The organism is Salinadaptatus halalkaliphilus (genome assembly GCF_006543045.1).
Taxonomy (GTDB): Archaea; Halobacteriota; Halobacteria; order Halobacteriales; family Natrialbaceae; genus Salinadaptatus; species Salinadaptatus halalkaliphilus.
In genome coordinates, this window is the sequence record NZ_RBZW01000039.1 from 55061 (window position 1) to 78726 (window position 23666).

The 23666-nt window shown below is 61.8% G+C and carries 16 protein-coding genes and 1 tRNA gene; 12 read left to right on the forward strand and 5 right to left on the reverse strand.

The features are described from left to right. Positions 1 to 141: 141 nt before the first annotated feature. The 4 genes from D8Y22_RS14165 to pyrF all read left to right on the forward strand — a co-directional run bounded on the left by D8Y22_RS14165 (position 142) and on the right by pyrF (position 7499). Positions 142 to 2901, forward strand: a complete 2760-nt coding sequence (locus tag D8Y22_RS14165; protein WP_141465352.1) for a BGTF surface domain-containing protein — start codon at positions 142 to 144, stop codon at positions 2899 to 2901. Positions 2902 to 3104: 203 nt separating this feature from the next. Beyond that, the gene (locus tag D8Y22_RS14170) at positions 3105 to 5114 is read left to right on the forward strand and encodes a hypothetical protein (RefSeq protein WP_141465353.1); all 2010 of its coding nucleotides are present in this window, start codon (positions 3105 to 3107) and stop codon (positions 5112 to 5114) included. Between the two features lie 153 nt (positions 5115 to 5267). Further along, entirely contained in the window at positions 5268 to 6605 is a 1338-nt protein-coding gene (gene hmgB, locus D8Y22_RS14175) for a hydroxymethylglutaryl-CoA synthase (protein WP_141465354.1), read from the forward strand. 93 nt (positions 6606 to 6698) lie between these two features. Continuing rightward, entirely contained in the window at positions 6699 to 7499 is an 801-nt protein-coding gene (gene pyrF / locus D8Y22_RS14180) for an orotidine-5'-phosphate decarboxylase (RefSeq protein ID WP_141465355.1), read from the forward strand. A 46-nt stretch (positions 7500 to 7545) separates the two neighbouring features. On the opposite strand, the gene D8Y22_RS14185 is transcribed toward pyrF, so the two are convergent. Next, positions 7546 to 8718 carry a sensor histidine kinase gene (locus D8Y22_RS14185; protein WP_141465356.1) on the reverse strand — a complete coding sequence of 391 codons (1173 nt, stop codon included), beginning with the start codon at positions 8716 to 8718 and terminating at the stop codon, positions 7546 to 7548. A 131-nt stretch (positions 8719 to 8849) separates the two neighbouring features. Further along, positions 8850 to 10754, reverse strand: coding sequence for a DHH family phosphoesterase (locus tag D8Y22_RS14190; RefSeq protein ID WP_141465357.1), 1905 nt, complete (start codon positions 10752 to 10754; stop codon positions 8850 to 8852). 137 nt (positions 10755 to 10891) lie between these two features. On the opposite strand from D8Y22_RS14190, the gene D8Y22_RS14195 reads away from it, so the two are divergent. The 4 genes from D8Y22_RS14195 to ilvD all read left to right on the forward strand — a co-directional run bounded on the left by D8Y22_RS14195 (position 10892) and on the right by ilvD (position 15664). Then, positions 10892 to 11389, forward strand: coding sequence for a Mov34/MPN/PAD-1 family protein (locus tag D8Y22_RS14195; RefSeq protein WP_141465358.1), 498 nt, complete (start codon positions 10892 to 10894; stop codon positions 11387 to 11389). Continuing rightward, positions 11386 to 11817, forward strand: coding sequence for an adenylyltransferase/cytidyltransferase family protein (locus D8Y22_RS14200; RefSeq protein WP_141465359.1), 432 nt, complete (start codon positions 11386 to 11388; stop codon positions 11815 to 11817). Before D8Y22_RS14195 ends, D8Y22_RS14200 begins: the two co-directional genes overlap by 4 nt. Positions 11818 to 12135: 318 nt before the next feature. Beyond that, positions 12136 to 13506 (forward strand): cell surface protein, encoded by a 1371-nt coding sequence (locus tag D8Y22_RS14205; protein ID WP_141465360.1) that lies wholly within the window; start codon positions 12136 to 12138, stop codon positions 13504 to 13506. A gap of 421 nt (positions 13507 to 13927) precedes the next feature. Further along, positions 13928 to 15664 carry a dihydroxy-acid dehydratase gene (ilvD, locus tag D8Y22_RS14210; RefSeq protein WP_141465361.1) on the forward strand — a complete coding sequence of 579 codons (1737 nt, stop codon included), beginning with the start codon at positions 13928 to 13930 and terminating at the stop codon, positions 15662 to 15664. 16 nt (positions 15665 to 15680) lie between these two features. On the opposite strand, the gene mobA is transcribed toward ilvD, so the two are convergent. After that, the gene (gene mobA, locus D8Y22_RS14215; RefSeq protein ID WP_141465362.1) at positions 15681 to 16310 is read right to left on the reverse strand and encodes a molybdenum cofactor guanylyltransferase; all 630 of its coding nucleotides are present in this window, start codon (positions 16308 to 16310) and stop codon (positions 15681 to 15683) included. Positions 16311 to 16464: 154 nt separating this feature from the next. Between mobA and D8Y22_RS14220 the strand changes: the two genes are divergently transcribed. Then, positions 16465 to 16794 carry a hypothetical protein gene (locus tag D8Y22_RS14220; protein ID WP_141465363.1) on the forward strand — a complete coding sequence of 110 codons (330 nt, stop codon included), beginning with the start codon at positions 16465 to 16467 and terminating at the stop codon, positions 16792 to 16794. Between the two features lie 112 nt (positions 16795 to 16906). On the opposite strand, the gene D8Y22_RS14225 is transcribed toward D8Y22_RS14220, so the two are convergent. After that, positions 16907 to 18775 carry a threonine--tRNA ligase gene (locus D8Y22_RS14225; RefSeq protein WP_141465364.1) on the reverse strand — a complete coding sequence of 623 codons (1869 nt, stop codon included), beginning with the start codon at positions 18773 to 18775 and terminating at the stop codon, positions 16907 to 16909. Between the two features lie 457 nt (positions 18776 to 19232). Here D8Y22_RS14225 and D8Y22_RS14230 point away from each other — a divergent pair, with 457 nt between their 5' ends. The 3 genes from D8Y22_RS14230 (at position 19233) to D8Y22_RS14240 (ending at position 23140) form a co-directional block, all read left to right on the forward strand. Beyond that, entirely contained in the window at positions 19233 to 20156 is a 924-nt protein-coding gene (locus D8Y22_RS14230; protein ID WP_246084453.1) for an extracellular solute-binding protein, read from the forward strand. Next, positions 20153 to 20968: an ABC transporter permease gene (locus D8Y22_RS14235; protein WP_141465366.1), complete on the forward strand. Its 816-nt coding sequence runs from the start codon at positions 20153 to 20155 to the stop codon at positions 20966 to 20968. The genes D8Y22_RS14230 and D8Y22_RS14235 overlap by 4 nt, the downstream gene beginning before the upstream one ends. Before the next feature lie 81 nt (positions 20969 to 21049). After that, the gene (locus D8Y22_RS14240; RefSeq protein WP_141465367.1) at positions 21050 to 23140 is read left to right on the forward strand and encodes an ATP-binding protein; all 2091 of its coding nucleotides are present in this window, start codon (positions 21050 to 21052) and stop codon (positions 23138 to 23140) included. Positions 23141 to 23266: 126 nt separating this feature from the next. Here the strand turns inward: D8Y22_RS14240 and D8Y22_RS14245 are convergent. After that, a tRNA-Glu gene (locus tag D8Y22_RS14245) sits at positions 23267 to 23341 on the reverse strand. Positions 23342 to 23666: the final 325 nt, after the last annotated feature.

Consider the following 23666-nt stretch of genomic DNA (forward strand, 5'->3'; position numbering starts at 1 on the left):
TGAACCAGAACGTTTTCTGCCTCGCACTGTCAGGAGTGAGTAGAGATCCCTCCCACATAGATTATGCGAGCCAGTCTCCCCTCTCGTGACGGTCGCTCGGCGTGTCTCGCGATACTCGTCGTTTGCTCGGTACTCGGTTTGATGACGGTCGGTGTCGCGCCAGTCGGGGCGACGGAACCGATCGAACTCGAGGACGGCGACGATTTCATCTATCATGGCCAAACGGTGCTGATCGATGTCGCGGACGAGTTCGATGTCGAAGACGGCGACGAGATGTACGTCTACGAACTCGAGGACGACTCCATCGAGGCGGTCGCCGATCGGCCGACTGTCGAGGACGGGACGATCACGTTCGACTCCGACGACATCGACGATAGTGACGGCCCGCAGTTCGCACTGACTGCCGAGTCGGGCCTCGACGGTACCGTCCGTGAGTACACGATCGACGAGCAACGGTTCGACGTCGAGTGGGACCGCGAGACGGTAACCAGCAGCGACGCCGCAGCTGAACTCGAGGTCGACACCAACCGCCCGTCGGAGTACAACGTCACCATCAGCGCGGACGATCTCGACTACGACGATCTCGCTGCCACCTTCCTGCACAACGATACCGACGTCGAGGAAGTGACCGAGCCCGCACAGCTGCCGTTCGATCGACTCGATTACGACCCCGACGACGGGGACGATCTTGAGGACCTCCGTGACGATGGTTATCTCACGCTCAACCTCGCGGAATCCGACAACTACAGTGCCGACGGCGCGATCGACGCGAACTTCATGGCCCTTGACGAGACCGAAGGGCTGCCCGACGACGGCGACTACAACTTCGATCTCACCGTGACCGACACGACGGCCGAGGACAGTTCGTCGATCGAAATCGGCGAGACCGGGGCCGCCTTCGACGAAGATCACTACACGCACGCGGCCGGCGACCTGGTCGAACTGACCGTCGACCTCGAGGCGACCGACGACGCCTGGCTCATGCTCGGCGGCGAAGACGCCGGTTTCGTCGATGTCCTCTACGTCGAAGACGACGACGGCAGCGGCGACGTGACGTTCACGGCGAATACGCGACTCATGGGGACCGACCACAGTCACATCGACGGCGTCGGCCCGGACGACACGGACATCGTCTACGACGCCGAGGACGACGTGATCGAGAGCTACATCCATGACGAGATCGTCGGAACCGACGATACCGACGTCGGCGAGGCTACCTTTTACGCCGATGCAAACGTCGAAGACGGCGATCCGATCCCCTTCGAGGAGTACCTCGCGGAACTCGATATCCTCGACGCTGGCGACGGTGGGACCGACCAACTCGATCGGCCGCTCCAGCCGACCGTCTACGGGCTGACAGTCGAGCGCGGCCAGAACTTCGTCGTCGACGACGGCGAGGCAGCCGCCGACGATGCGATCGGGAGTGCCGAACTCGACCTGTTCCAGCCGAGCGTCGGCGACGCGAACACCTCGGTCGCGCCGGCAGCGGATGCAGACGACACCACGACCGTAGACGCCCTCGAGAGCGAGACGACCGCAAGTGACGGCGTTGCGATCGGCGATCGGGCCGTCGTCGAGTTCGAGGCGACGGGTCTCACCGGCGCGTTGGCGACGATCGACTACGTCGAGAACGGCAACGATATCGTCGATGGGCCGGCAGCGGGCTACAGATCGAACGTCCTCTATGAACTGACCGACGGGGACAGTACCTGGAGCGGTGAGGGCATCACGTTCGAGTTCGAGGGACCGAATATCCCGAATCAGGAGCCGAACACGCTCGCGCTCGAGGATGCCGAGCTGGAGGATATTGCCGTCCTCGCATCGATCCAGGAGCGTGCCGACGAGTCAGGGACGCTCGCTATCGTCGTCGATACCGACGACGAGCCGTTCGCCGAGTCACTCGAGGACGGCGACGACTTCGACGCGAGGCTCGCCTACGAGGGCGGCGCCGAGCGATACGAGTTCGACCGCCAGAGCGGCGTGTTCGGCGGCGAAGACGGCGATACGTCGGTTCCGTCCCACCCCTACACACCGACGGGAACGACGTACAACGCGACGGCGACGCCGACGTTCGAATCGCCGGCGGCGGCGTTCGACAACGCAGACGGCGGGACCGTCCCGATCCCGCCCGAACCGAATGCACCCGCAACCGGCGAGACGAACGTCGCCCCCGGAACGACCGTTACGGTCACCGTTCGTGACCGGTCCACCGACGACGAGTCGGCCGACGAAGAGCCACCGTTTCTCGTCCGAGACGAACCCACCGTTACCGAAAACGGGACGTTCGACGCTCAACTGGCGCTCGAGGATCGATCCGTCGCCGAACAAGGTATCGTCGAGTTCGACTACCGCGGCGAGACGATCGAAACCACAGACGTCATCTTCGCCATGACCGACGACGATCGACCGCCGTACTTCGAGACGAACCTCGAGGCACCGGAGACGGTCGATCCCGGTGATGCCTTCGAGGTGAACGCGACAGTCCAAAACACCGGGGACGAACCGGGAACCGCAGCGCTTCGGACGACCGCCGGGGAGGAGGTACTGATTGACGAGGCCCTCGAACTCGAGGCAAACGCGACGAACGAATCGACGGCGACCATCGACATCGGTAACGAGACCGACACACTCGCCGTCGTAGCGTCGACGCAGGATACGGCAGCGATGTCGACCGTGGCCATCGACGAGACCGATCCCACGCCGACGGTCGACGAGCCAGTGACCGAGGAGGATGATCGACAGATCGGCGGGAGCACGGGGACGAACGACTCTGACACCAGCGATGACGACGAGCCGAGCCCCGCCGACGAGGAGGCCGATGGTGTCCCCGGGTTTGGCATCCTTGTCGGAGTTGTCACTGTCGTTCTCGGCGTGATCGTCGCGTCTCGCTGTTGGGACTAGTCCCAAGCCTGCACTGCAGGGTCGAATCCAGCGGTGGGTGTCGGTTCGACCCTGCAGTCGGCGGTTGGGAGGGTACTATAGTAGCCACTGCAATTCAATGCACACCTGATCGCGCGACGGCTGTGCGATCAGTGTGTAAATCGTTGCAGTTGTTACTATAGCTGGGCCAATACTCGTATACGTCGGTGGGACTATCTGTCGATATGATCGGTCGTGGGGACGAGCGCGCTGTGACGGTGCAGATCGGTGCGGTCCTGTTGCTCGCGATTCTCTTTATGGCGCTTGCGCTCTATCAGGTAAACACCGTCCCCGCGGAGAACGAAGTGGTCGAGATCAACCACAACGAGGAGGTACAGGGGGAGCTACTCGAGACGCGAAACACGATTCGTTCGTCCCACGGTGGCGGGAGTAGCACCTCGCAATCTGTCACCCTCGGGACGGCTTACCCGACGCGGGCGTTTGCTATCAATCCAGGGCCGATGGCAGGAACGCTAGAAACGGAACCGCTGGGTAAACTCTCTATCGAGAATGCGAACGTTGTGGACGACCACGGCCAAGTCAGCGACGAATGGGAGACGGGATACACTACCTACGGACTTACCTACAGCCCGGGCTATAACGAGTACCACAACGCACCGCGGACGATCTACGAGCACGGCTCCTTGTACAACCATCATTACAACGACGAGACCCTCGTCGTCGGTGGCCAGACCCAGTTCGTCGTCGACGACGACGAAATCAATATCGTCACGCTGCAGGGGAATTACTCCGAAACGGGCGATCGGACGGTTTCGATCGACCCGCGGGCGTTCAGTACGTCGAGTAATACGGTCAGCGTTGCGAGTGAAAACCCGAACCCGCTGACGATCACGCTCCCGACGGCGAACCCCGATCACTGGGACGAGACCCTCAGCGAAACGACCGACCACCAGATCGACTCGAACGACGAAAGCGTCACCATCTCGCTCGACGAAGGCGTCTATTCACTTCGGATGACCGAGGTCGGCGTCGGGGATGCCACTCGAGCGCCAGCCGAAGAGCGCGTCGAGTATCTGGCAACGATCCCCGAGGGCGAGTCGACGACGATTCTCGAGTTTCGCGATCGGTTCAACAATCCAGTTCGAAACGCACAGATCGACGCTATCGACGATATCGACGATCTAACCGATGGTATCGTTGCCGTCAGCGACTTACCGGAGACGACCGGGAACGACGGTCGAGTTCGAATCGACGGGGACCATTCGACGCCGGTATCCGGCAACACCTACACGTGGATCGAAGAAACCGACAGCGACGGCGTCGTGGAAATCGATATCGAAGAGCTGCCGGACGATCTCGAGGAAGACAACATTACAGTCAGTGCGACCGCCGTCTCGGATACCCCCGAGCAAGCGAAGTTCTCCCAGCTCGAGAACATCGATCTCGACGCCGAGACGATTACGATCCAATCGATGCAGTTAGAGTCCGAAGAAGGTGGGTTCATCATCCCGCGAGAAGATCTCACGATGTCGTCTGCGGATGCAAACACTCGAGTACACGTTATCGCAGTCATAGAAGGCGAAGAAGCAAACGGTAACGATGGAGACGATGGTGAGAACGGAGGCGACAATGGTGAGTCGGACCCGCCAACAAACGGTGAGGAATTACCCGATGGAGCGGTTGCATTCGACGACGAGAACGGAAATGGACAATACGACGAGAGCGAAGAGACCTACACTGAGGACGATCTCCATTCGTTTGACGAGGAGATCGATCTCGTGATCGTCAATGACGTATCGAGTCACGGGACTGATGCTTCGACAACGACGCTCACTATCGATCCTGGGACGACAGTTGATGCCGAAGGGAGCGATAACGATATCGACCTCGAAACTGAACAAGTGCTCACCGCTCCAGAGACGACTGTCGGAGCGAACGGAGACATTACACTGGACTCAGGCAGTGAAATTGATATTCGCGAGAGTCACATCTCGGCTCAAGGCAACGACAACGACATCGATATCGAGGCCGAGGGCAACATCGATGCGATGGATGCGACGATAGAGTCGAACGGCGACATCAGTATCACTTCGGATGGTGTTATCGACGTTAGCAACGCTCAAATTACAACAAAAGGTAACGATAACGACATCGAGATCGATGGTTCCGACATCATCTGTGAGAACGCGGAGATAGATGCAAGCGGCGATCTCGATATGGATCCAAGCTGTTGACAGACCATCGGACGAACTGGTGTCGTTCGGTACCGATGATCGCTCGAGCGGGGTCAGCGACTACCGATAACACGCGACACCAATCGGTATGCATCGACACCTGTCGAAAATACGAACGACAATACCATATATCTCCTCCAATATTGTCCGGCTATGACTGCAGTCGGTATCGACGCGATCGAAATCTGGACCGGGAACCTCAAACTCGACTTACCGGGAACGTTCGCCCCGCAAAAGGGTGAAGAGCCCGAAAAGTACACGAAGGGGCTCGGTCTCAACGCCAGTTCGTTCCCCGACAGTTACGAGGACATCGTCACGATGGCGGCCAACGCCTCGCACCGATTGATGGAACGCAAAGGCCTCGAGCCCGACGATATCGGGCGTATCGACGTCGCGACCGAGAGCGCCTTCGACAACTCGAAACCGGTTTCGACGTACGTCGCCGGCTGTCTCGAGCAAGTGTTCGACGGTGATTTCCATCACGCGAACAAAGGCGAGCGGAAGTTCGCCTGTATCGCGGGGACCCAGAGTCTCGACGACGCCTACAACTGGATTCGGGCGGGGCGCAATCGCGGTCGCGGTGCGATCGTGATCGCGACGGATACTGCACTCTACGCCCGCGGTGACGCCGGCGAAGCCACCCAAGGTGCCGGCGCCGTGGCGATGTACATCACCGAGGACCCCGATCTGGTCAAACTCTCGCCCGAACAGGGGTACGGCTCGGCGGACGAGACCGACTTTCTCAAACCCAACCAGCAGTTCCCCTCCGTCGACGGGAAGCGATCGGTACAGGTCTATCTCGCGCGAATGCGTGAAGCGCTGCAGGACTTCGAGAGCGTTCACGGGGAGAGTCACCCGGACCAGTACGCCTACATCCCCTTCCATACCCCGTTCCCGGGGATGGTCCGCAAGGCCGGTCTCCTCGTCTACCGGCACATGATCCGTGATACCGGCATCGAAGACGACCTAGCCGACGAAATCGGCCGCCAACCCCGGTCGGAGGCCTTCGACGACGACGAGGCGTTCCACGACGCGCTCCGGGCGTACATGGACGATCTCAAAGAAACCGAGACGTACCAGGAGTGGTACGAGGCGACCATCGATCCCACGCTCACCCTCTCTCGAGAGGTCGGTAACTGGTACACCGGCTCCGTCCACGTCGCCCGCGTCAGCGCGCTGAAACACGGCCTCGAGAACGACCTCGATCTCGCCGGCAGTAAACTGCTCGTTGGTTCCTACGGCTCCGGCGCCCAGGCGGAAGGCCACGCCGAGACGATCCAGGACGGCTGGCGCGAGGAAATCGAAGCGCTAAACGTCGACGAACAGCTCGAGACGCGCTACGACATGAGCTGGGAGGACTACGAAGAAGTCCACGACGTCCACAACCACGAGATGGACGTCGACGTCGAGGAGTTCACGGCACCCGAAAGCGAGTTCGTCTTCGACGGCTGGGGACGGATGGGCGAGCGCCAATATCGATACGTCGAGTAGCCTCGAGCTGGCCGCGAATTCGCGACCGATCTCTCACCGGCGCCATCCGGCAGTATAGCAATCTTTTCGACCATCGGCGTCCCACTCGCCGATATGAACTTCTTCGATCGGCTCCACGACCGCATTCGGACGGTCGACAGCGTCGTCAGCGTCGGGCTCGACCCCGATCCCAAACGCATCCCCGCCCACCTCGAGGAGTACGACCTGCCACGGTGGGCGTTCAACCGCCGGATCATCGACGCGACCCACGAACACGCTGCGGTTTACAAACCGAACGCCGCCTTCTACGAAGATCCCGACGGCTGGGCAGCCTTGGCGGAGACGGTCGCCTACGCCCACGGCAAAGACGTACCCGTTCTTTTAGACGCCAAACGAGCCGACATCGGGAACACGACCCGCCAGTACGCCAAACTGCTCGAGACGGTCGACGCGATCACGGTCAACCCCTACATGGGTCGAGACTCGCTCCAGCCGTTTCTGGCCGACGAGGAATCCGGCGTCTTCATCCTCTGTCGGACCTCGAATCCCGGCGGGGCCGACCTCCAAGACCTCGAACTCGAGACCGGCGAACCCCTCTACGAGCGCGTCGCGGCGCTTGCGGAGCTGTGGAACGAAAACGACAACGTCGGGCTCGTCGTCGGTGCGACCAAATCCGAGGAACTCGAGGCGCTACGCGAGCAGGTGCCGGATCTGCCCTTCCTCGTCCCGGGCATCGGCGCCCAGGGTGGCGACGCCGAGGCGGCGGTCGAATACGGGATCGCCGACGGCGTCGGGCTGGTAAACTCGTCTCGCGGGATCATCTTCGCTGGGGAAGACCAGGGCGAGGAGTTTGCGACGGCAAGCAAACAGGCTGTGAAACGTCTCAAACGCCGCCTCAACCAGTACCGGGGCTAACCGTGTGCGATTCGGTCAGTTCCGGGCCGATCGATACCGAGTCGAGTTACCGGCGGGACGACACCGACGGTCCGCCACGGCGCTTCGGTGACGGCTGGCTGGCACGTTCGACCGGTAGCGATACCGAGAAGGTCGACCCCTTGCCGGGTTCGGAGTCGACCCAGATCTCGCCGCCGTGGCGTTCGGCGATGCGTTGACAGAGCGCGAGACCGATGCCCGTTCCGGGATACTCCTCGCGCGTGTGAAGGCGCTTGAACACTTCGAAGATGTCGTCTTGGTTTGCCGGGTCGATGCCGATACCGTTGTCCTGGACGGAAAGAATCCAGGTGTCCCCGTTTCGTTCCGCAGTGACCCGAACCCGTGGGTCGTCGTCGGTGTACTCGAGTGCGTTCTGGAGCAGGTTTTGAACGAGTCGGTGCAACTGCATCTCGTCGCCCTCGACCTGTGGCAAGTCGCCGACGGTTATTTCCGCGTCGCACTCCTCGATGAGCACGCCCAAATCGTCGACCGCACGTTCGACCACGTCCTCCAGAGCCACCGTCTCGAACGGTTTGCCCTCGGTATCGATCCGCGAATAGACCAGCAATCCGTCGACCATCGCTCGCATTCGGTCGGCACCGTCGACCGCGTACGCCAGAAACTCCCGCGTCTCGTCGGTGAGTTCGTCGTCTGCTCGGCGCTCGAGCAGTTGCAGGTACGACGAGACCATTCGAAGGGGCTCTTGTAAGTCGTGAGACGCCGCGTAGGCGAACTGCTCGAGTCGCTCGTTGGACATCCGCAGTTGCTCGACTGTTGTGTCGATCTCTCGCTTGCTCGTTTTGATCTGTGCGTCGCGCAACCCGAGTGCGAAGCCGGCGAGAGCGCTAAAGGCCGGCAGAATCGTAAACGCCCGATCCGGATTGCTGATCCCGCCTTCCACGACGACGTTGTAGACGGCGAGAAAGCCGACCATCGCGAGTACCCCACCGGTCGTCCACGTCGCGACCGTCGAGTGGAAATCGGGATGGATGTCCATCTCGCGGAGCCGATACCCACCGTAGAGAAGTATCAGCGCGGGAATGCTGATAAACACCGAGACGAACAGCGCACTCGTCGGGGCTGTGCCGCTGGCGATTCGCACGTAGCCGCGTATTGCGGCCGCGACGAGAAAGACGACACCGATGGCGACGATAAGCCGTCGCTCTCCGATCGTCTCGATGAGACGCGCCCCAGTACCCATTAGGTAACGTAGGTGCGACTGGGAACTTGTATCTCACTGTAGTACGGTCGACATGCGGATCAGGTTCGTTCACCGAGAGGCAAAAACGCACCCCACAAGACAGGCGCCGGGAGGTTGCTACACTAGCCGCGTCAGTCGTCGATCGGGGCCGCACTCGAGAGCGCGTCGTCGAGTTCGGCATCTTCCATCTTCTCGACTAAGGCGTCGATGACCTCCTCGCGTTTGCCCTTGACGAACTTGATCGAGCCGACGACGAGGTGGCCGCCGCCGGAGACGCCACCGCCGGGGATCTCGGCCTCGAGTTCCGAGACCATGTTCGGAATGTCCAGTCGCACGCCATCGCTGCGGAGGACCGCGAAGTCGGGGCCGTAGCCGACGGTGATGACGGGGTCGCCCGTCTCCTCGATCTTGCGGTCGTGGATCTCGCCGGTGGTCTTGCCCGGCGCAGGGTAGGTAAAGCGGTGGGCGTAGTTCTCGACGTCGATCCGGTAAAGGTGGGCGCCGTTGTCGAGATCTTCGTGCTCTAAGTGAGCCATCGCGGCATCTAACTGGTCGTCGACTTCCTCGCGGGCGCGGTCGGCGAAAAAGGAGACGAGTTCGCGGTGGCGTTGTTCGTCGCCGTTGTCGATCTGGAGCAGGTCCTGAATGAGCTGGTCGCCGGAGTTGTACCGCAGCCAGAAAGCGGCGTAGTCGAGTGCCTCGCTTACGTCCTGAAGGCGCTGCTTGTCGTAGCCTTCCTCGCGTGCGAGCTCGAGGTAGTCCTCCATCGCGTCGGCTTTCGAGCGGTCGGAGAGGCCGGCGACGGCGGGCACGTGGCGAAGTTCGTCGGTGATATCCGGGTAGATCATCCGCGCGAGCTCGACACAGCACATCCCCGTCGTGATCCGGTAGTCCTCGTCGTGGAGGTAGGGGTTGACGTGAGCGTCGAGCAAGTCGCCGACTGCGTCGGGGTCTGGGTGGTGGTGATCGACCGCGACGATCGGGATGTCGTAGTGAGTCAGGGTCTCGTAGGCGGGGACGTCCTCGGCGGTCGACCCGTTGTCGAGCATAAGCAAGAGCGGGAGTTGTTGGCCGTGTTTCTCCCGGTCCTCGAGCGCGAAGTTGAGATCGCGCGTGGCGTCTTCCATCTCGTAGAACGGCGCCTTCGCGGGAAGACGTTTGATGAGGTGTCGCGGCGCCTGTTCGTCCGCGTGGACCTCGGCGATGAATCGCTCGAGGGCGATTTGGACGGGAACCGCAGCGCACATCCCGTCGCCATCAGCGTGATGGCGCACGCGGATGGGTCGTCCCTCGAGGACGGTCCGGCGCAGCAGCGTCGCGACCTCCTCTAAGTTGGGTCGGAGCTTCTCGAATGCCGGCCAGTCGATCAGGGGTTCGACATCGTGTGGCTTGGCGCGCTCGTCGATGGCGTCGTCGATCCGTTCGCGGGCCTCGTCGGCGTCCTCGGCCTCGAGTGTCGAGAGGCCGTCGACCTCGATCTGGACCGAGTCCTCGCGGTGTTCGGGCGTCCCGGTGACGCGGACGACGTCGCCGACCGCGACCTGGGGATAGGCACGGACGCCGGCTTCCTCGAAGGCGGCACAGGGGACGACGCCGTACTCGTCGGCGACGTGGAAGATCGTCGGGCCGCCGGTCTGTTTGACCTGGACGACCTCGCCCTCGACGTGGATCTGTTCGCCGACGTTGGCGTCGAGACGATTCGTCCCGGTCAGCGAGTAATCGTGGGAGACGGATTCGAGCGTGTAGTCGCCGACATCCGCGGGCTCGAAGGCCATGTCGCCGTTGTCCCGCACGCTCTCGAGTTCGACGATGAGTTCGTCGCCGACGGCGAACGTTCCCTCGAGGACCGATTCGTGGACGAGTCCGGAGACCGACTCGGAGAGATCGACGAAGACGCCGTAGTCGACGATACCGTTGATTTCGGCGAGGTACGGTTGGTTTTCCGAGACATCCTCAGCAGTACAGTCAGCATCGAGATCGTAGACGACGGAATCCCCGTCGTCGGCGCCGGTATCTCCGGCAGGCTCACGTGTCATCTTGTAGTGTCCTTTTGGGGTGGCCGCGTATAACCCTTGTCAAGCCGCGCTCGACCCCCATCACGACCAATTCGCTGGAGGGCACCGCCGTGGCTCGCATCGGAACGTTTAGCAACCGCAAGCCCGGATGCCACAGTATGGGGCTGCTCGACGCGCTGTTTCGCTCGAACGAGATCCTCGGAATCGCCGAGGAGACTCTCGAGTTCGCTCTCGAGTCTTCGGAGGCGTCTCATCCGCACGAATACATGGGGTTTCTCCGTGGCACCGAAGCAAAGCGGCTTGGCGTAGACCGCGATGGGTTGATCATCACCGATATACTCGTCGTCCCTGGGACGGAAGCAAACAGCGTGAGCGCGACGGTCAAGACGAGCCAGATTCCAAACGATGTCAAGGCACTCGGCAGCGTCCACTCGCACCCAAATGGCGTGATCAGTCCGAGCAGTGCAGACTTAGAGACGTTCGGTCGGGGTAGCGTCCACATCATCATCGGCGCACCCTACGACCGGGGCGACTGGCAGGCATTCGATTCACAGGGGCAGCCGACGAACCTGAACGTCCTCGACGTCGATCTCCCCGACACCGAGGACTTCTTCGATTTCACCCAACAGGATATCGACGAGGAACTCCGCGGATGACACGAACAGTCGTCGCTCAGGGGACGTTCGATATCGTCCATCCCGGGCACGTCCACTACTTACGGGAGGCCGCTGCGATGGGCGATCACCTGACCGTCATCGTCGCCCGGAAATCGAACGTCGACCACAAGGAAACGCCGATCTGTTCGAGCGCGCAACGTCGAACCGTCATCGACGCCCTCGAGCCCGTCGACGAGGCGATACTCGGTCACGAGGAGGATATCTTTGCACCGATCGAGGAACTCGACCCCGATGTCATCGCACTCGGGCACGACCAGCACCACGACGACGCGGCCATCGAAGCCGAACTCGAGCGACGCGGGATCGAGTGTACGGTCGAGCGCGCGAGTCCACGCGAGCCCGCCGCCGAGGCGGAACTGCTCTCGACGCGGCTCATTATCGATCGGATTCTCGAGCAACGCGGCTGAGTTGGTTCGCGTCGTCATGCCGTGTGTCACACGAATCAATCAAATACCGTCGGTAGTGGCTGGTGTGGGTGCTCGAAATCCGGGTTCCGATCGCCGTGTGCCTCGAGCTCTGAAGACACAGATGGAGGCAATTATTTCCTCATCGTGGGACGTATACACCCACAGTTCGTCGGGTACTGGTCGAATTCGCCCGTCCTGGGAGCGGGGTAATGAGAGTGTTCACAACACTTGCCGGCGTCTACCCTGAAGTACGAAATTTGCGACGGAGACGGCCTGAAACCCGCAAACTTTTGAGTGCGTAGCCCAGACAGAGTGACTATGCAGTCGGATGCAACACGGCGAACGTTTCTGGCGGGAAGTGCCACAGCTGGCGTTATTGCGGTCGCTGGCTGTGCAGGTGGCGACGACGAGCCGGGGGACGACGATGCCGACCCGGCCGACGACACCGGAACCGACGATACTGAAACCGACGACGAGCCCGACGACGACGAACCGGCGGAAACAGAGCCAACCCAGTACGAGATCTGGGCGCTCGATCAAGGCCTCGATAACATTCACCTCTACGAACCCGGCGATGGAGACGGCGAGTTCGACCATACCGGGACGATCGACGTGAACGAGGTCACCGGAGAGGACGACGACCTCGTGCCACACATGATCGACTACACGTCGGATTACGAGTACGCTGTGGTTGCCTGTACGGCGGGCGCACGGACGCTCGTCTTCCGGACCGAAGACCACGAACTCGTCGCCGACATCGGTACCGGTGCGGGCTCTCACTTCGCCGGTATCTCCCCCGACGAGGAGTACATCCACGTCGACGTCATCGGCGAGGCAAAGATCGTTCGCGTCGATGCCGATTTCGACGACGAAACCTTCGACATCGTCGACGACATCGACATGCGCGAGAACGACGCTATCGTCGACGCAGGTATCGACACTGGCTCGCCGATCTGTCACCAGTACGCCGAAGACGGCCGCTCGCTGCATACGATTGGCCCGAGCTACTATGACGGGGCACTCGTCATCGTCGACCACGACGACTTCTCGGTCGATCAGGCCTACTCCGGCGAGGAGCTGCCGACCAACTGTGGGACGATGCCCCACCCCGACGAGGAGAAGTTCTACCTGACGGCCGGGCTGCCGTCCGATCCCGACGAGGACATCGAGGGTGTCGGCGACTACTACGTCTACGACACCGCCGAAGACGAAATCCTCGTCGACGGCGAGAGCACCGAAGGCATCGACGCACACGGATTTTGGTTCACCCCCGACGGCGAGGAGCTGTGGGTACTGAACCGCGAAACCAACGACGGCGTCGTCCTCGATCCCGACGACGATACCGTTATCGAGGAAATCGACACCTACGGCCCCGACCAGTCCGACGATTCCGACGAGCGTGACGCCCCCGACATCATGTGGTCTTCGCCCGACGGTGAGTACATGTTCGTCACGCTGCGCGGTCCAGCACCACAGTCCGGCGACCCACACGCCGCGACCGGCGTGACGCCCGGCTTCTCGGTCCTCGATACCGACAGCCGGGAGATCGAGACGGTCGTCGAACCCGATCCGATCGAAAACTACGACCAGGACGACATCGACGCCGAGGAAGTGCCGGACTTCCACGGCATCGGTGTCCGGCCGATCGACGACTTCGAGACCGACATTCCGACCTCGCCGCCGTTCTAACGGAGACCGGCCATCTCGAGGCGGATCTGACGTTAGTTTTCGAGCACTACGGGTGGCGGAAGTCGCACTGAGTCGACGGTGTGGCCCGTCTCGACGAAGTGATCGATCGCTCGTTTAGAGATTTCCTCGTCGGTATAGCCATCGGCAGTCGAAATCTGCCACTCGCAGTGAAGGCAGTACTTGTACATTTGTGTCCCTATCGAGAGTGCGTCATAAGGGATCGAAAGACCGATGCAGGAAATCGAAGGGGCCGGCGAGTCGTGACCGTGCGTACGGATTGCCGTACCGATGTACCGGCCTGACAGCCAGCCGGGTCGCGGTCGCGCCGGAACTGACGCACAGTAACCCGTACGCCGTGTCCGTGATCGATGGGAACGTCGGTATCGGGGACTTTAAGCGCAGCCCCAGCCACCTTTGTGCCATGAGCCAACAGCCCGAGAAGCGATCGCAATCGGATGGCAAGCCCGACGACTTGCCAAGCAGCGAAGTTACGGAGGGAACGGAACAGGCCCCGAGTCGGGCGATGTTCTACGCGATGGGATACGACGAGGACGACCTCTCCTCGCCGATGGTCGGCGTCGCAAATCCGGCCGCGGACGTGACTCCCTGTAACGTCCACTTAGACGACGTGACCGAATCGGCCTACGAGGGCATCGACGAGGCCGGCGGGATGCCCATCGAGTTCGGAACGATCACCATCTCCGACGCCATCTCGATGGGTACCGAGGGAATGAAGGCCTCGCTCGTCTCTCGAGAGGTCATCGCCGACTCCGTCGAACTCGTCGCCTTCGGGGAACGACTCGACGGCCTCGTCACCGTCGGCGGCTGTGACAAGAACATGCCTGGGATGATGATGGCCTCGATTCGGACCGACCTACCGAGCGTCTTCCTCTACGGCGGTTCGATCATGCCCGGCGAACACGACGGCCGCGAGGTCACCATCCAGAACGTCTTCGAGGGCGTCGGCGCCGTCGCCGAGGGCGAGATGTCCGAAGAAGAGTTCGACGAACTCGAACACAACGCCTGTCCCGGCGCCGGCTCCTGCGGTGGCATGTTCACCGCGAACACGATGGCCTCCGTCGCCGAGGCACTCGGCTTCTCGCCGCTTGGCGCCGCGTCGCCGCCTGCCGAGGACCAAGAGCGCTACGAGGTCGCTCGAGAGGCCGGCGAGCGAGCGGTCGAGGCCGTCGAGGCCCGGCGCAAGCCATCCGATTTCCTCTCGAAGGAATCCTTCGAGAACGCTATCGCCCTGCAGGTCGCGATCGGCGGCTCGACCAACGCCGTGCTCCACCTGCTCGCGCTGGCCGCGGAAGCCGATATCGACCTCTCGATCGAGGAGTTCGACGAGATCAGCCAGCGGACGCCGAAGATCGCCGACCTCCAGCCCGGCGGCGAGCGGATGATGAACGACCTCCACCAGGTCGGGGGCGTGCCGGTCGTCCTCGACGCGCTCTACGAGGCCGACCTCCTTCACGGCGATGCGCTCACCGTCACGGGCAACACGCTCGGCGAGGAACTCGAGCGTATCGACCCACCGGCGATCGACGAGTTGGACGTGGATTACCTCTACCCCGTCGACGAGCCGAAAAACGAACAGGGTGCGATCCGCATTCTGACGGGCAACCTCGCACCCGGCGGTGCGGTGCTCAAGATCACCGCGGACGACGACCTCCACCACGAGGGGCCCGTCCGCGTCTTCGAAACCGAGGAAAACGCCATGGCCTACGTCCAGGAAGGCCACGTCGACACCGGCGACGTGCTCGTCATCCGCAACGAGGGCCCACAGGGGGGCCCGGGCATGCGCGAGATGCTGGGTGTCACCTCCGCAGTCGCCGGCCAGGGCCACTCCGAGGACGTCGCACTCATCACCGACGGTCGGTTCTCCGGCGCGACGCGGGGACTCTCGATCGGCCACGTCGCTCCTGAAGCCGCCGTCGACGGGCCAATCGGTGCCCTCAGAGATGGCGATACGGTCACGGTCGACATCGACGAGCGCGAACTCTCCGTCGATCTGACCGACGACGAGATCGAACAGCGCCTCGAGGAACGCGACAAACCTGCCCCCGAGTACACGACCGGCGTACTGGCGAAGTACGGTCGAGACTTCGGCTCGGCGGCCAACGGCGCCGTGAGCAACCCCGGCGCAAAACAGGACTAACGACGACGAATCACGATTACGAGGTTTCGAGCCGATTTTCGACCGTTCGCAGGTCGTCCCGTGTGTCGATGCTTTCGAACGCCGACGGATCGATACTCTCGAGATCGGTCGCCGGAACGGTCACGACATCCAATCGCTCGAGGACGTCCAGCAGGCGCTTCGAACCGGACTCGAGTGTCGCGTCGCAGGCGGTCGCCATCGCGTCCGATCGGTAGACCGCTTGCAACGGCTGGGGCCAGCCACTCTCGAGTCGAACGACGGCCCCATCGTGACCGTCGGCGTGATCGGCCAACTGCACCAGGAGCTCCGGATCGACGAACGGCAGATCGCAGGCGACGACCGCCGTATACTCACGCTCGAGGTCGGCGAGACCAGTCCGAACGCCGGCGACTGGTCCGCGATCGGGAACGGGATCGATCGCGAATCGAACCCGTCCGTGACAGCCTTGGAGGGCGTCTCGGATCGGCTCGACCTGTTCGTCTCGACAATTGACGACCAGCGGCTGCGCGGTCGCTCCCAGTCGGTCGACGACGCGGCGAATCAGCGGCCTTCCCGCAAGCTCGGCGAGCGCTTTGTCCCCCTCGCCGAAGCGACTCGAATAGCCGCCGGCGACGACGAGTCCAGCGAGTGGCCGGTCCCTGCTCACGGTTTGAGGTTACGTCGCGTTCAAATAAGTCCACTCCATACGCCCATCTCGGGTTGATCGAGTCAACGAAATATCCATTCGTTGATTTCATTCGTCGATTTCTACCGTTTTGTGAGCAAGAAAGCTTATATCGCCCGATTCAACTCATCGAACCATGGCACGCACCGTTCCGGAACGCAGCCAGGCAGCATCGGAGACTGATAGTGAATTACCACATCTCGTGACGATCGTCGGTCGTGGGGTCCCCGCGAATTTCGAGGTAACCGTCGACGGTGAACTCGAGATGATCGACGAAGATCCAGAGACAACAGCGACAATCGTCTCGAAGCGGGCAGCGGAAGGGTCGATCGATGTCGGTGTCACGCGGTTTCGGTTCTCCGGCCAAATGGCCAACGTCTCTCTCGTCGATTGGAACGGCGTCCCGGCGCCGGATTCCTCGATCACGCCGACTGTCCACGTCGATTACGACGTTCCAAACCGGTAGTTCGGTTCTGGACAGCGGTTCTCGTCTCTCGTTTTCGATCGGCCAGCCGAGCGACGGAGCCGATCGATGATCGACCCCGCGAAGCGGTATCGTCCCACCTGCAACGATAGCGTTAGGTGAAGTTGGGGTGGTCGCTGACGTACCGGGGCAGGTATCGATTCTTGGTCGGTTTATCGCCGACATCCTCGTGGACCGCGTCGACGAGTTCCTCGAGGGCCATCTCGACTTCGTCGTCTTCCTGCCGGAGGTTGATACCGAAAACCGGGTTCTCGACCTCGTCGTCGCCGACGACGGCGTAGTAGGGGACCCAGTCGGTCTCGGCTTTCGCGATGCGCTTGCCGACCGACTCGTTGCGCTCGTCGATATCGGCGCGGATGCCGGCGTCGGCGAGGTCGTCGACGATTTCGTCACAGAACTCGACGTGTTCGTCGCCGACGGGAATGAAGCGGACTTGGGTCGGCGAGAGCCACGTCGGCAGGCTGGCGGTCTCCTGGCGGGCCGCCTGTTCTAAGAGTGCGGCCATGACGCGCTCGATGCCGCCACTGGGTGAGTAGTGGAGGATGATCGGGTTGTGGGAGGACTCGCCCGTGTTGTAGGTGATGTCGAATCGCTCGGCGCTCTCGACGTCGATCTGGACGGTCGGGTTCTCGATCGGCCGACCGAGGGCGTCGATCGCCGCGAGGTCGATCTTGGCCGACCAGTAGTGGTGACGGTCGGGCAGGATCTCGAGCAGGACCGGTTCGTCGATGTCGTCGACGACGTCTTCGACCCACTCGCGGTGGTCGTCGAAGAACTCCTGAGTCGCCCGGAAGACGGCGACGTAGTTGAGTCCGAGGTCGGAACTGGACTCCAGCGAGAGGTTCGTCTGGGCCTGGAACTCGGCTTTGGCCTGCTCGATGTCAGCCGCTGCCGTGTGCATGTCCGGCATCGTGAACGCGCGCTGGCGTTTCAGCCCCATGACCTCGCCTTTCTGCTCGCGGCGGAACGAGTAGGTGCTCATCTCGTAGACTCGCAGCGGCAGATCGTTTTCCGAGATGAACATGTCCCGCATGATCGAGAACTGGCCGAAACAGGCGGCGAATCGCAGCATCATCTTCCGGTTGCCGCTCTCGAAGCGATACTGTCGCTCGCCGAACTTGCCGGCGTGTTCGTCGATCGCCCGAACGCCGAGGTCGTACATGATCGGCGTCTCGACGGGCATTCCACCGTAATCGACGACGAGATCGTTGACGTACTCCATCAGCGAATCACGGATAAATTTCCCGCGAGGATAGTACCGCAGATTGCCAACGTCCGAGAGCGGATCGTAGTCGACCAGTTCCTTCTCCTGCATCAACTCGAGGTGGGCCGGCTCTTCGCCCTTGTTCGCCGTGACGTCTTCGACTTCGTCCTCGACGAACGCCTGCATATCCTCGCTCAGGTCCGCCTTGCGCTCTACGGGGTCCGTGAGATCGCCGTCGGGACCCATGAGATACCAGTCGCTTGGCTCCCGTTCCTCCGCTTGTTCGTCTTCGGCGTCGTCGTCGGCATCGTCGTCAACCTCGTCGCCGTGGTGGCTCGTAACGTGTCGTGAGAGCTCCGACAGCGGGTGGCCCTTACAGGAGATTTCGAACGATTTGTACCAGCCGAACGGCGCTCGGAGGATATCGAAGTTCTCGGCCTCGAGTTCGGACTCGAGCGACTGCAGGACCGTCTTGGCGGCGTCGGGACTCGCCAGATCTTCGCTCAGGTGAGCGTACGGATAGAGAACGATACTGCGCGTGTTGAGTTGGCCTGAGACGTCCTCGAGTTCCTCGAGTGCATTGTCGACGACACCCTCGAGGTCGTTTTCGTCGTCGGATTCGACGGTAATGAACGCGGTGACGCAGTCTTCCATCGATCCGTCCATCGGGACGCCCTCGGTCTCCGCGAGGTCGTCCGGACCGGCTTTATCGGTCGTCTCAAACGTTAGATGATCCGAATGAATGAACAGCAGTCGCATGTGAAATAGAACGGCATAGGGCCTAGATAAATACCGTGGTTCCGCTGACTGCGCGCCAAACGGACTGCTGTCGGTCATTTTCGGCGACACCAAAGACGGATCGCAGTTTCGCCGACAAACCAGTACGACAGCCCGTTTCATACGGTTTGCTGTCAGTCAGTTCCGGCGCACCCGCGACCCGGGCGGCGGGTGCGCCGGTAAATCGTTACAGGAATCCGTATCACTCACACCGTTCGCTCGACCTGCGTCCGTCGTGCGATCAGGTGTGCAGTGACCTGCAGTGGCTACTACAGTTCTGTTCGCCGGTATATCCGACGCACGACCGGTAGTCGGTGTGATATCCACACCGGTAAAGAACCAGATCCGGTTATCTTTCAACAAAGTAGAAACCAAAGGTAGTTATATACGGCGGCGAGCGTGACGTCGTACTATGCACAGTGTGGGTGACGCCGATGAGATGAGTGTACGTCGCCGCACGCTGCTTGGAACGGTCGGAACTATCGCCGGTCTCGGTATCACGGGCTGTCTCGGTAGCGACACCAGTTCCGTCGGCGTGCTCTCGGCCGGTAGTCTCGCATCCACGTTCGAGGATCACGTCGGCCCGGCGTTCAGAGAGGAAACCGATATCGAGCTACGCAGCGAGTATTACGGCGCGAACGCGATGATGCGGATGGTCGAGGATCGAACGAAACGCCCCGACATCGTCGTCAGCGCCGACGCCACGTTACTCCGGGATCGACTCTACGGCGAGTTCACCGACTGGGACCTCGAGTTCGCGACCAACAGCCTGGGTATCGGTTACGACGAGGGGACCACGCTCGGCGGCCGTCTTGCGAACGGCGACCCCTGGTACGAGGTGTTCCGAGCGGCGGAGACGGGTGAGATCGCGATCGGTGATCCGGATCTCGATCCGCTCGGTTACCGCGCCGTTCAGGCGTTCGAACTCGCCGAAGCCGAATACGGCCTCGCGGGGTTTCGCGACCAGCTACGCGAAACCGTCTACGAGGAACCCGACGAACCACAGCTTGTCGCCGGCATCGAAAGCGGCGCACGCGCGGGCGCGATCGTCTACCGGAACATGGCCGTCGATCACGGACTCCCCTTCCTCGAGTTTCCAGCCGCTTACAATTTCGCCGACCCCTCCCTGTCCGACCACTACGCGACCGTCTCGTTTACCACCGACGAAGAGGGATATACGGCCGAGGGACGCCCCATCGTCTACAACGCGACGGTGCTCGAGGACGCCGACGATCCCGACGGCGGTCGGCGACTCGTCGAGTTTCTCGCCGACAACCCCGACGTGCTCGAGACCGCTGGTCTGACCGTCGGCGAGGAACTACCCCGCCTGTCCGGCGAGGTTCCGGCAGAGGTCCGCGCATGAGCGCACTCGAGCAGCTTCGGGCCCGAACGCCTCGGACCCCGGCGTTACTCGTTCCGGCGATACTCGGCATCTTTCTCCTCGCGTACTTTCTCCTCCCGTTCGTCGCCTTTCTCTCGCGAACCGGGACGACGAACGTGGTCGCGGAGTTGGCGACTCCCACAGCACGCGAGGCGATTCGCAACTCGTTGCTCACTGCCCCGATCTCGACGACGATCGCGACCGTGTTCGGCGTTCCGCTGGCGTACGTCCTCGCTCGAGGCAGCTTTCCAGGCAAACGCCTCCTCGAGGCGCTGGTCGTCCTCCCGCTGATCGTCCCGCCGGTCGTCGGCGGAGCGATGTTGTTGACCGCTATCGGTCGGTTTACGCCGCTTGGATCGCTCGCCGCGAACCTCGGGATACCCCTCACCGATAGTCTCCTCGGCATCATTCTCGCACAGACGTTCGTCGCTGCGCCGTTCGTCGTCATCACTGCTCGAGCGGGCTTTGGCGCGGTCGACGAACGACTCGAAGAGGCGGCTCGATCGCTCGGCTACGGTCCGCTGGAGACGTTCTGGCGGGTGTCGCTGCCGCTGGCTCGCGGGGCGATCGCGGCCGGGATCGTGCTGACGTTTGCCCGTGCCATCGGCGAGTTCGGCGCGACGATGATGGTCGCGTACAACCCGCGGACGATGCCGACGCGTATCTGGGTCGACTTCATCGCCGGCGGTATCAACGCGATCGTCCCACTGGCGCTTGCGTTGCTTGGGAGTACGCTGCTCGTGCTCGCAGCCGTCCAGCGGTTCGGACGGATGCCGACGGTGGTCGATCGATGAGTGCGACTCGTCGGTACCGGCCGGATAGCGGCGTTTGTTGATATATTTGAATCTTAAGTACTCCCGCGCCCTACCCGCGGTGTGAATGTAGCGGGCAATCCGTCCTGCCGACGGCAGGAAATCGTCGCGAAACTCGGGCAACAGGCCCTCGAGACCGACGATATCGATCAATTGTTATCCGATGCCGTCGCCGTCGTCGCCGAGACGCTCGAGGTCGAATACGTCGGCATTTTCGAAGTGGCCGACGACACCGTCTGTCTCCGGGCCGGTGTCGGCTGGCAGGCCGACCGAATTGGCACCGCGACGCTGGCGATAGATTCGACCGAGCAGATAGCCACGACACTGCGATCGGACGAACCCGTCGTCGTCGAGAACGGATGGTCACCAGCGGGAGATTCCGACGACGGTCTGCTCGATGGTAACGAGCTCACCAGCAGCGTCACGGCTGTCATCGGCCCGGTCTCGAACCCGTGGGGTGTCCTGGCAGCGTATGCCACGGACCGACAGGCAGTCGCGGGACGGGACGGTCCGTTCGTCCAGAGTGTGGCGACGACGCTCGGCTCGGTGGTCGAGAACGCGGATATCGAACACGAGTTTGCGGAGATGCACGACCGCGTCTCGGACGGCTTCTACTCGCTCGACGAACAGTGGCGATTTACCTACCTCAACAATCACGCCGAGGAGTTGATCGATTTCACCCACGACGGGCTCGTCGGCACTCACATCTGGGAAACCTTCGAGTGGGCCGCGGATTCGAAACTCGAGACCGAGTACGAACGCGCGATGCAGACACAGGAACCAACCTCGTTCGAATTCTACGCCCCCGAACCACTCGAGCGATGGTACGAGATCAACGTCTATCCCTCCGAAACCGGCCTCTCGGTTTACTTTCGGGACATCTCGGAACGAAAGACGATCGAACAGGAGCTTCGAGCGACCAATCGAACACTCCGGCGACTCTACGAGATCACCGCAGCCCAAGAGCTGTCGTTCGACGAAAAAGTCCATCAGCTCCTCGAACTCGGCAGGGATCGACTCGGCCTCGAGGTCGGATTCGTCGCGAACGTCGACGAAGATGCAGATCGGTTCGAAGTCGTCCACGCGACCGGCGACGACGATCGACTGCAACCGGGATCGGTGACATCGCTCTCGGAAACGTACTGTCGGCGAACGATCGACGCCGACGACCTGCTCGTGCGTACCAACATCCCCGCGGACAGCTGGGCGGACGATCCCGTCTACGAGCGCTGGGATTTCGACGCCTACGTCGGTGGCAAGGTACAGATCGACGACAACCTCTACGGAACACTGTGTTTTGCCGACGAAACGGCACGCGCCGAGTCGTTTTCCCCGGCGGAACGTCAGTTCGTCCGGCTGGCCATGCAGTGGCTCGGGTTCGAACTCGAGCGCCAGCACCGTCAACGACAACTCGAGACCGCACTCGAGGATCTGGAGGCCTCGAACGAACGCCTCGAGCAGTTCGCCTACGTCGTCTCTCACGACCTCCAGGAGCCGTTGCGCATGATCTCGAGCTATCTCAGCTTGCTCGAGCAACGGTACGGCGACGAACTCGACGACGATGCCGACGAATTCCTCGAGTTCACCGTTGACGGCGCCGAGCGAATGCAGGCGATGATCGACGGCCTCCTCGAGTACTCCCGGATCGAAACGCGGGGCAACCCACTCGAGCCGACCGACCTCGAGACCGTGCTCGAGGACGTCCGGACGGATCTACAGCTCCAGATCGACGATACCGACACCAACGTGACGGTCAACGATCTGCCGACCGTTGCCGGCGACAGCGCCCAGTTGCGCCAACTCTTTCAAAACCTACTGAGTAACGCGATCGCCTACAGCGGGGACGATCCGCCGACCGTCGAAATCGACGCCGAGCGGCGCGACGCCTCGGAACCACGTACTGACGCGACGGAGCACGACGGCGATCAGTGGATCGTCTCGGTTCGCGACGACGGAATCGGGATCGATCCGGACCAGACCGATCGCATCTTCGAGATCTTTCAGCGACTCCACACCTACGCGGAACACCCCGGCACCGGCATCGGTCTCGCACTCTGTCGGCGCATCGTCGACCGCCACGGCGGCGAGATCTGGGTCGACACCGAACCAGGCGTGGGATCGACGTTTTCGGTTGCACTGCCGGCCGTCGACTAAATCGTCGGAAAGAAGCGAGGTAGGATGCTCCGACAGGGATTCGAACCCGATGCAAATCCTCCTACGCTCGGATTTCCGTGATTCGAATCCCCGACGTGCGCGCTTCGCTCACTTCGTTCGCTGTAGTGCTCCGACAGGGATTCGAACCCTGGTCATTGCCGTGAGAGGGCAATATGATTGGCCGGACTACACCATCGGAGCGCATTCGATGGTAGTGCAGGTCGATGTTTAAGCATTCCGTTTCGGTCCGGGAGTGCGGTGTCGTCCCACGGCGTTTAGCTGAAAGAGAGGGCGCTAAGCCCCCGTCCTCAAGGAGCGAGGGGAAGCCGAGCGAGTAGGGCGGGGATACAGTGCCCGCACGATTCACAACCAATTCTACTCAATACTCTTAACTAACCACAACCACTAGTAGGCGATAAGTCGCATGGAGTGGCTGTGTTGAATCGCCATAAGGCGGTGGAATTCACTGTTTCACGGCTCGCTTGATGTTGTAGACGACACACATCAGGGCGATTTCTCGGAACTC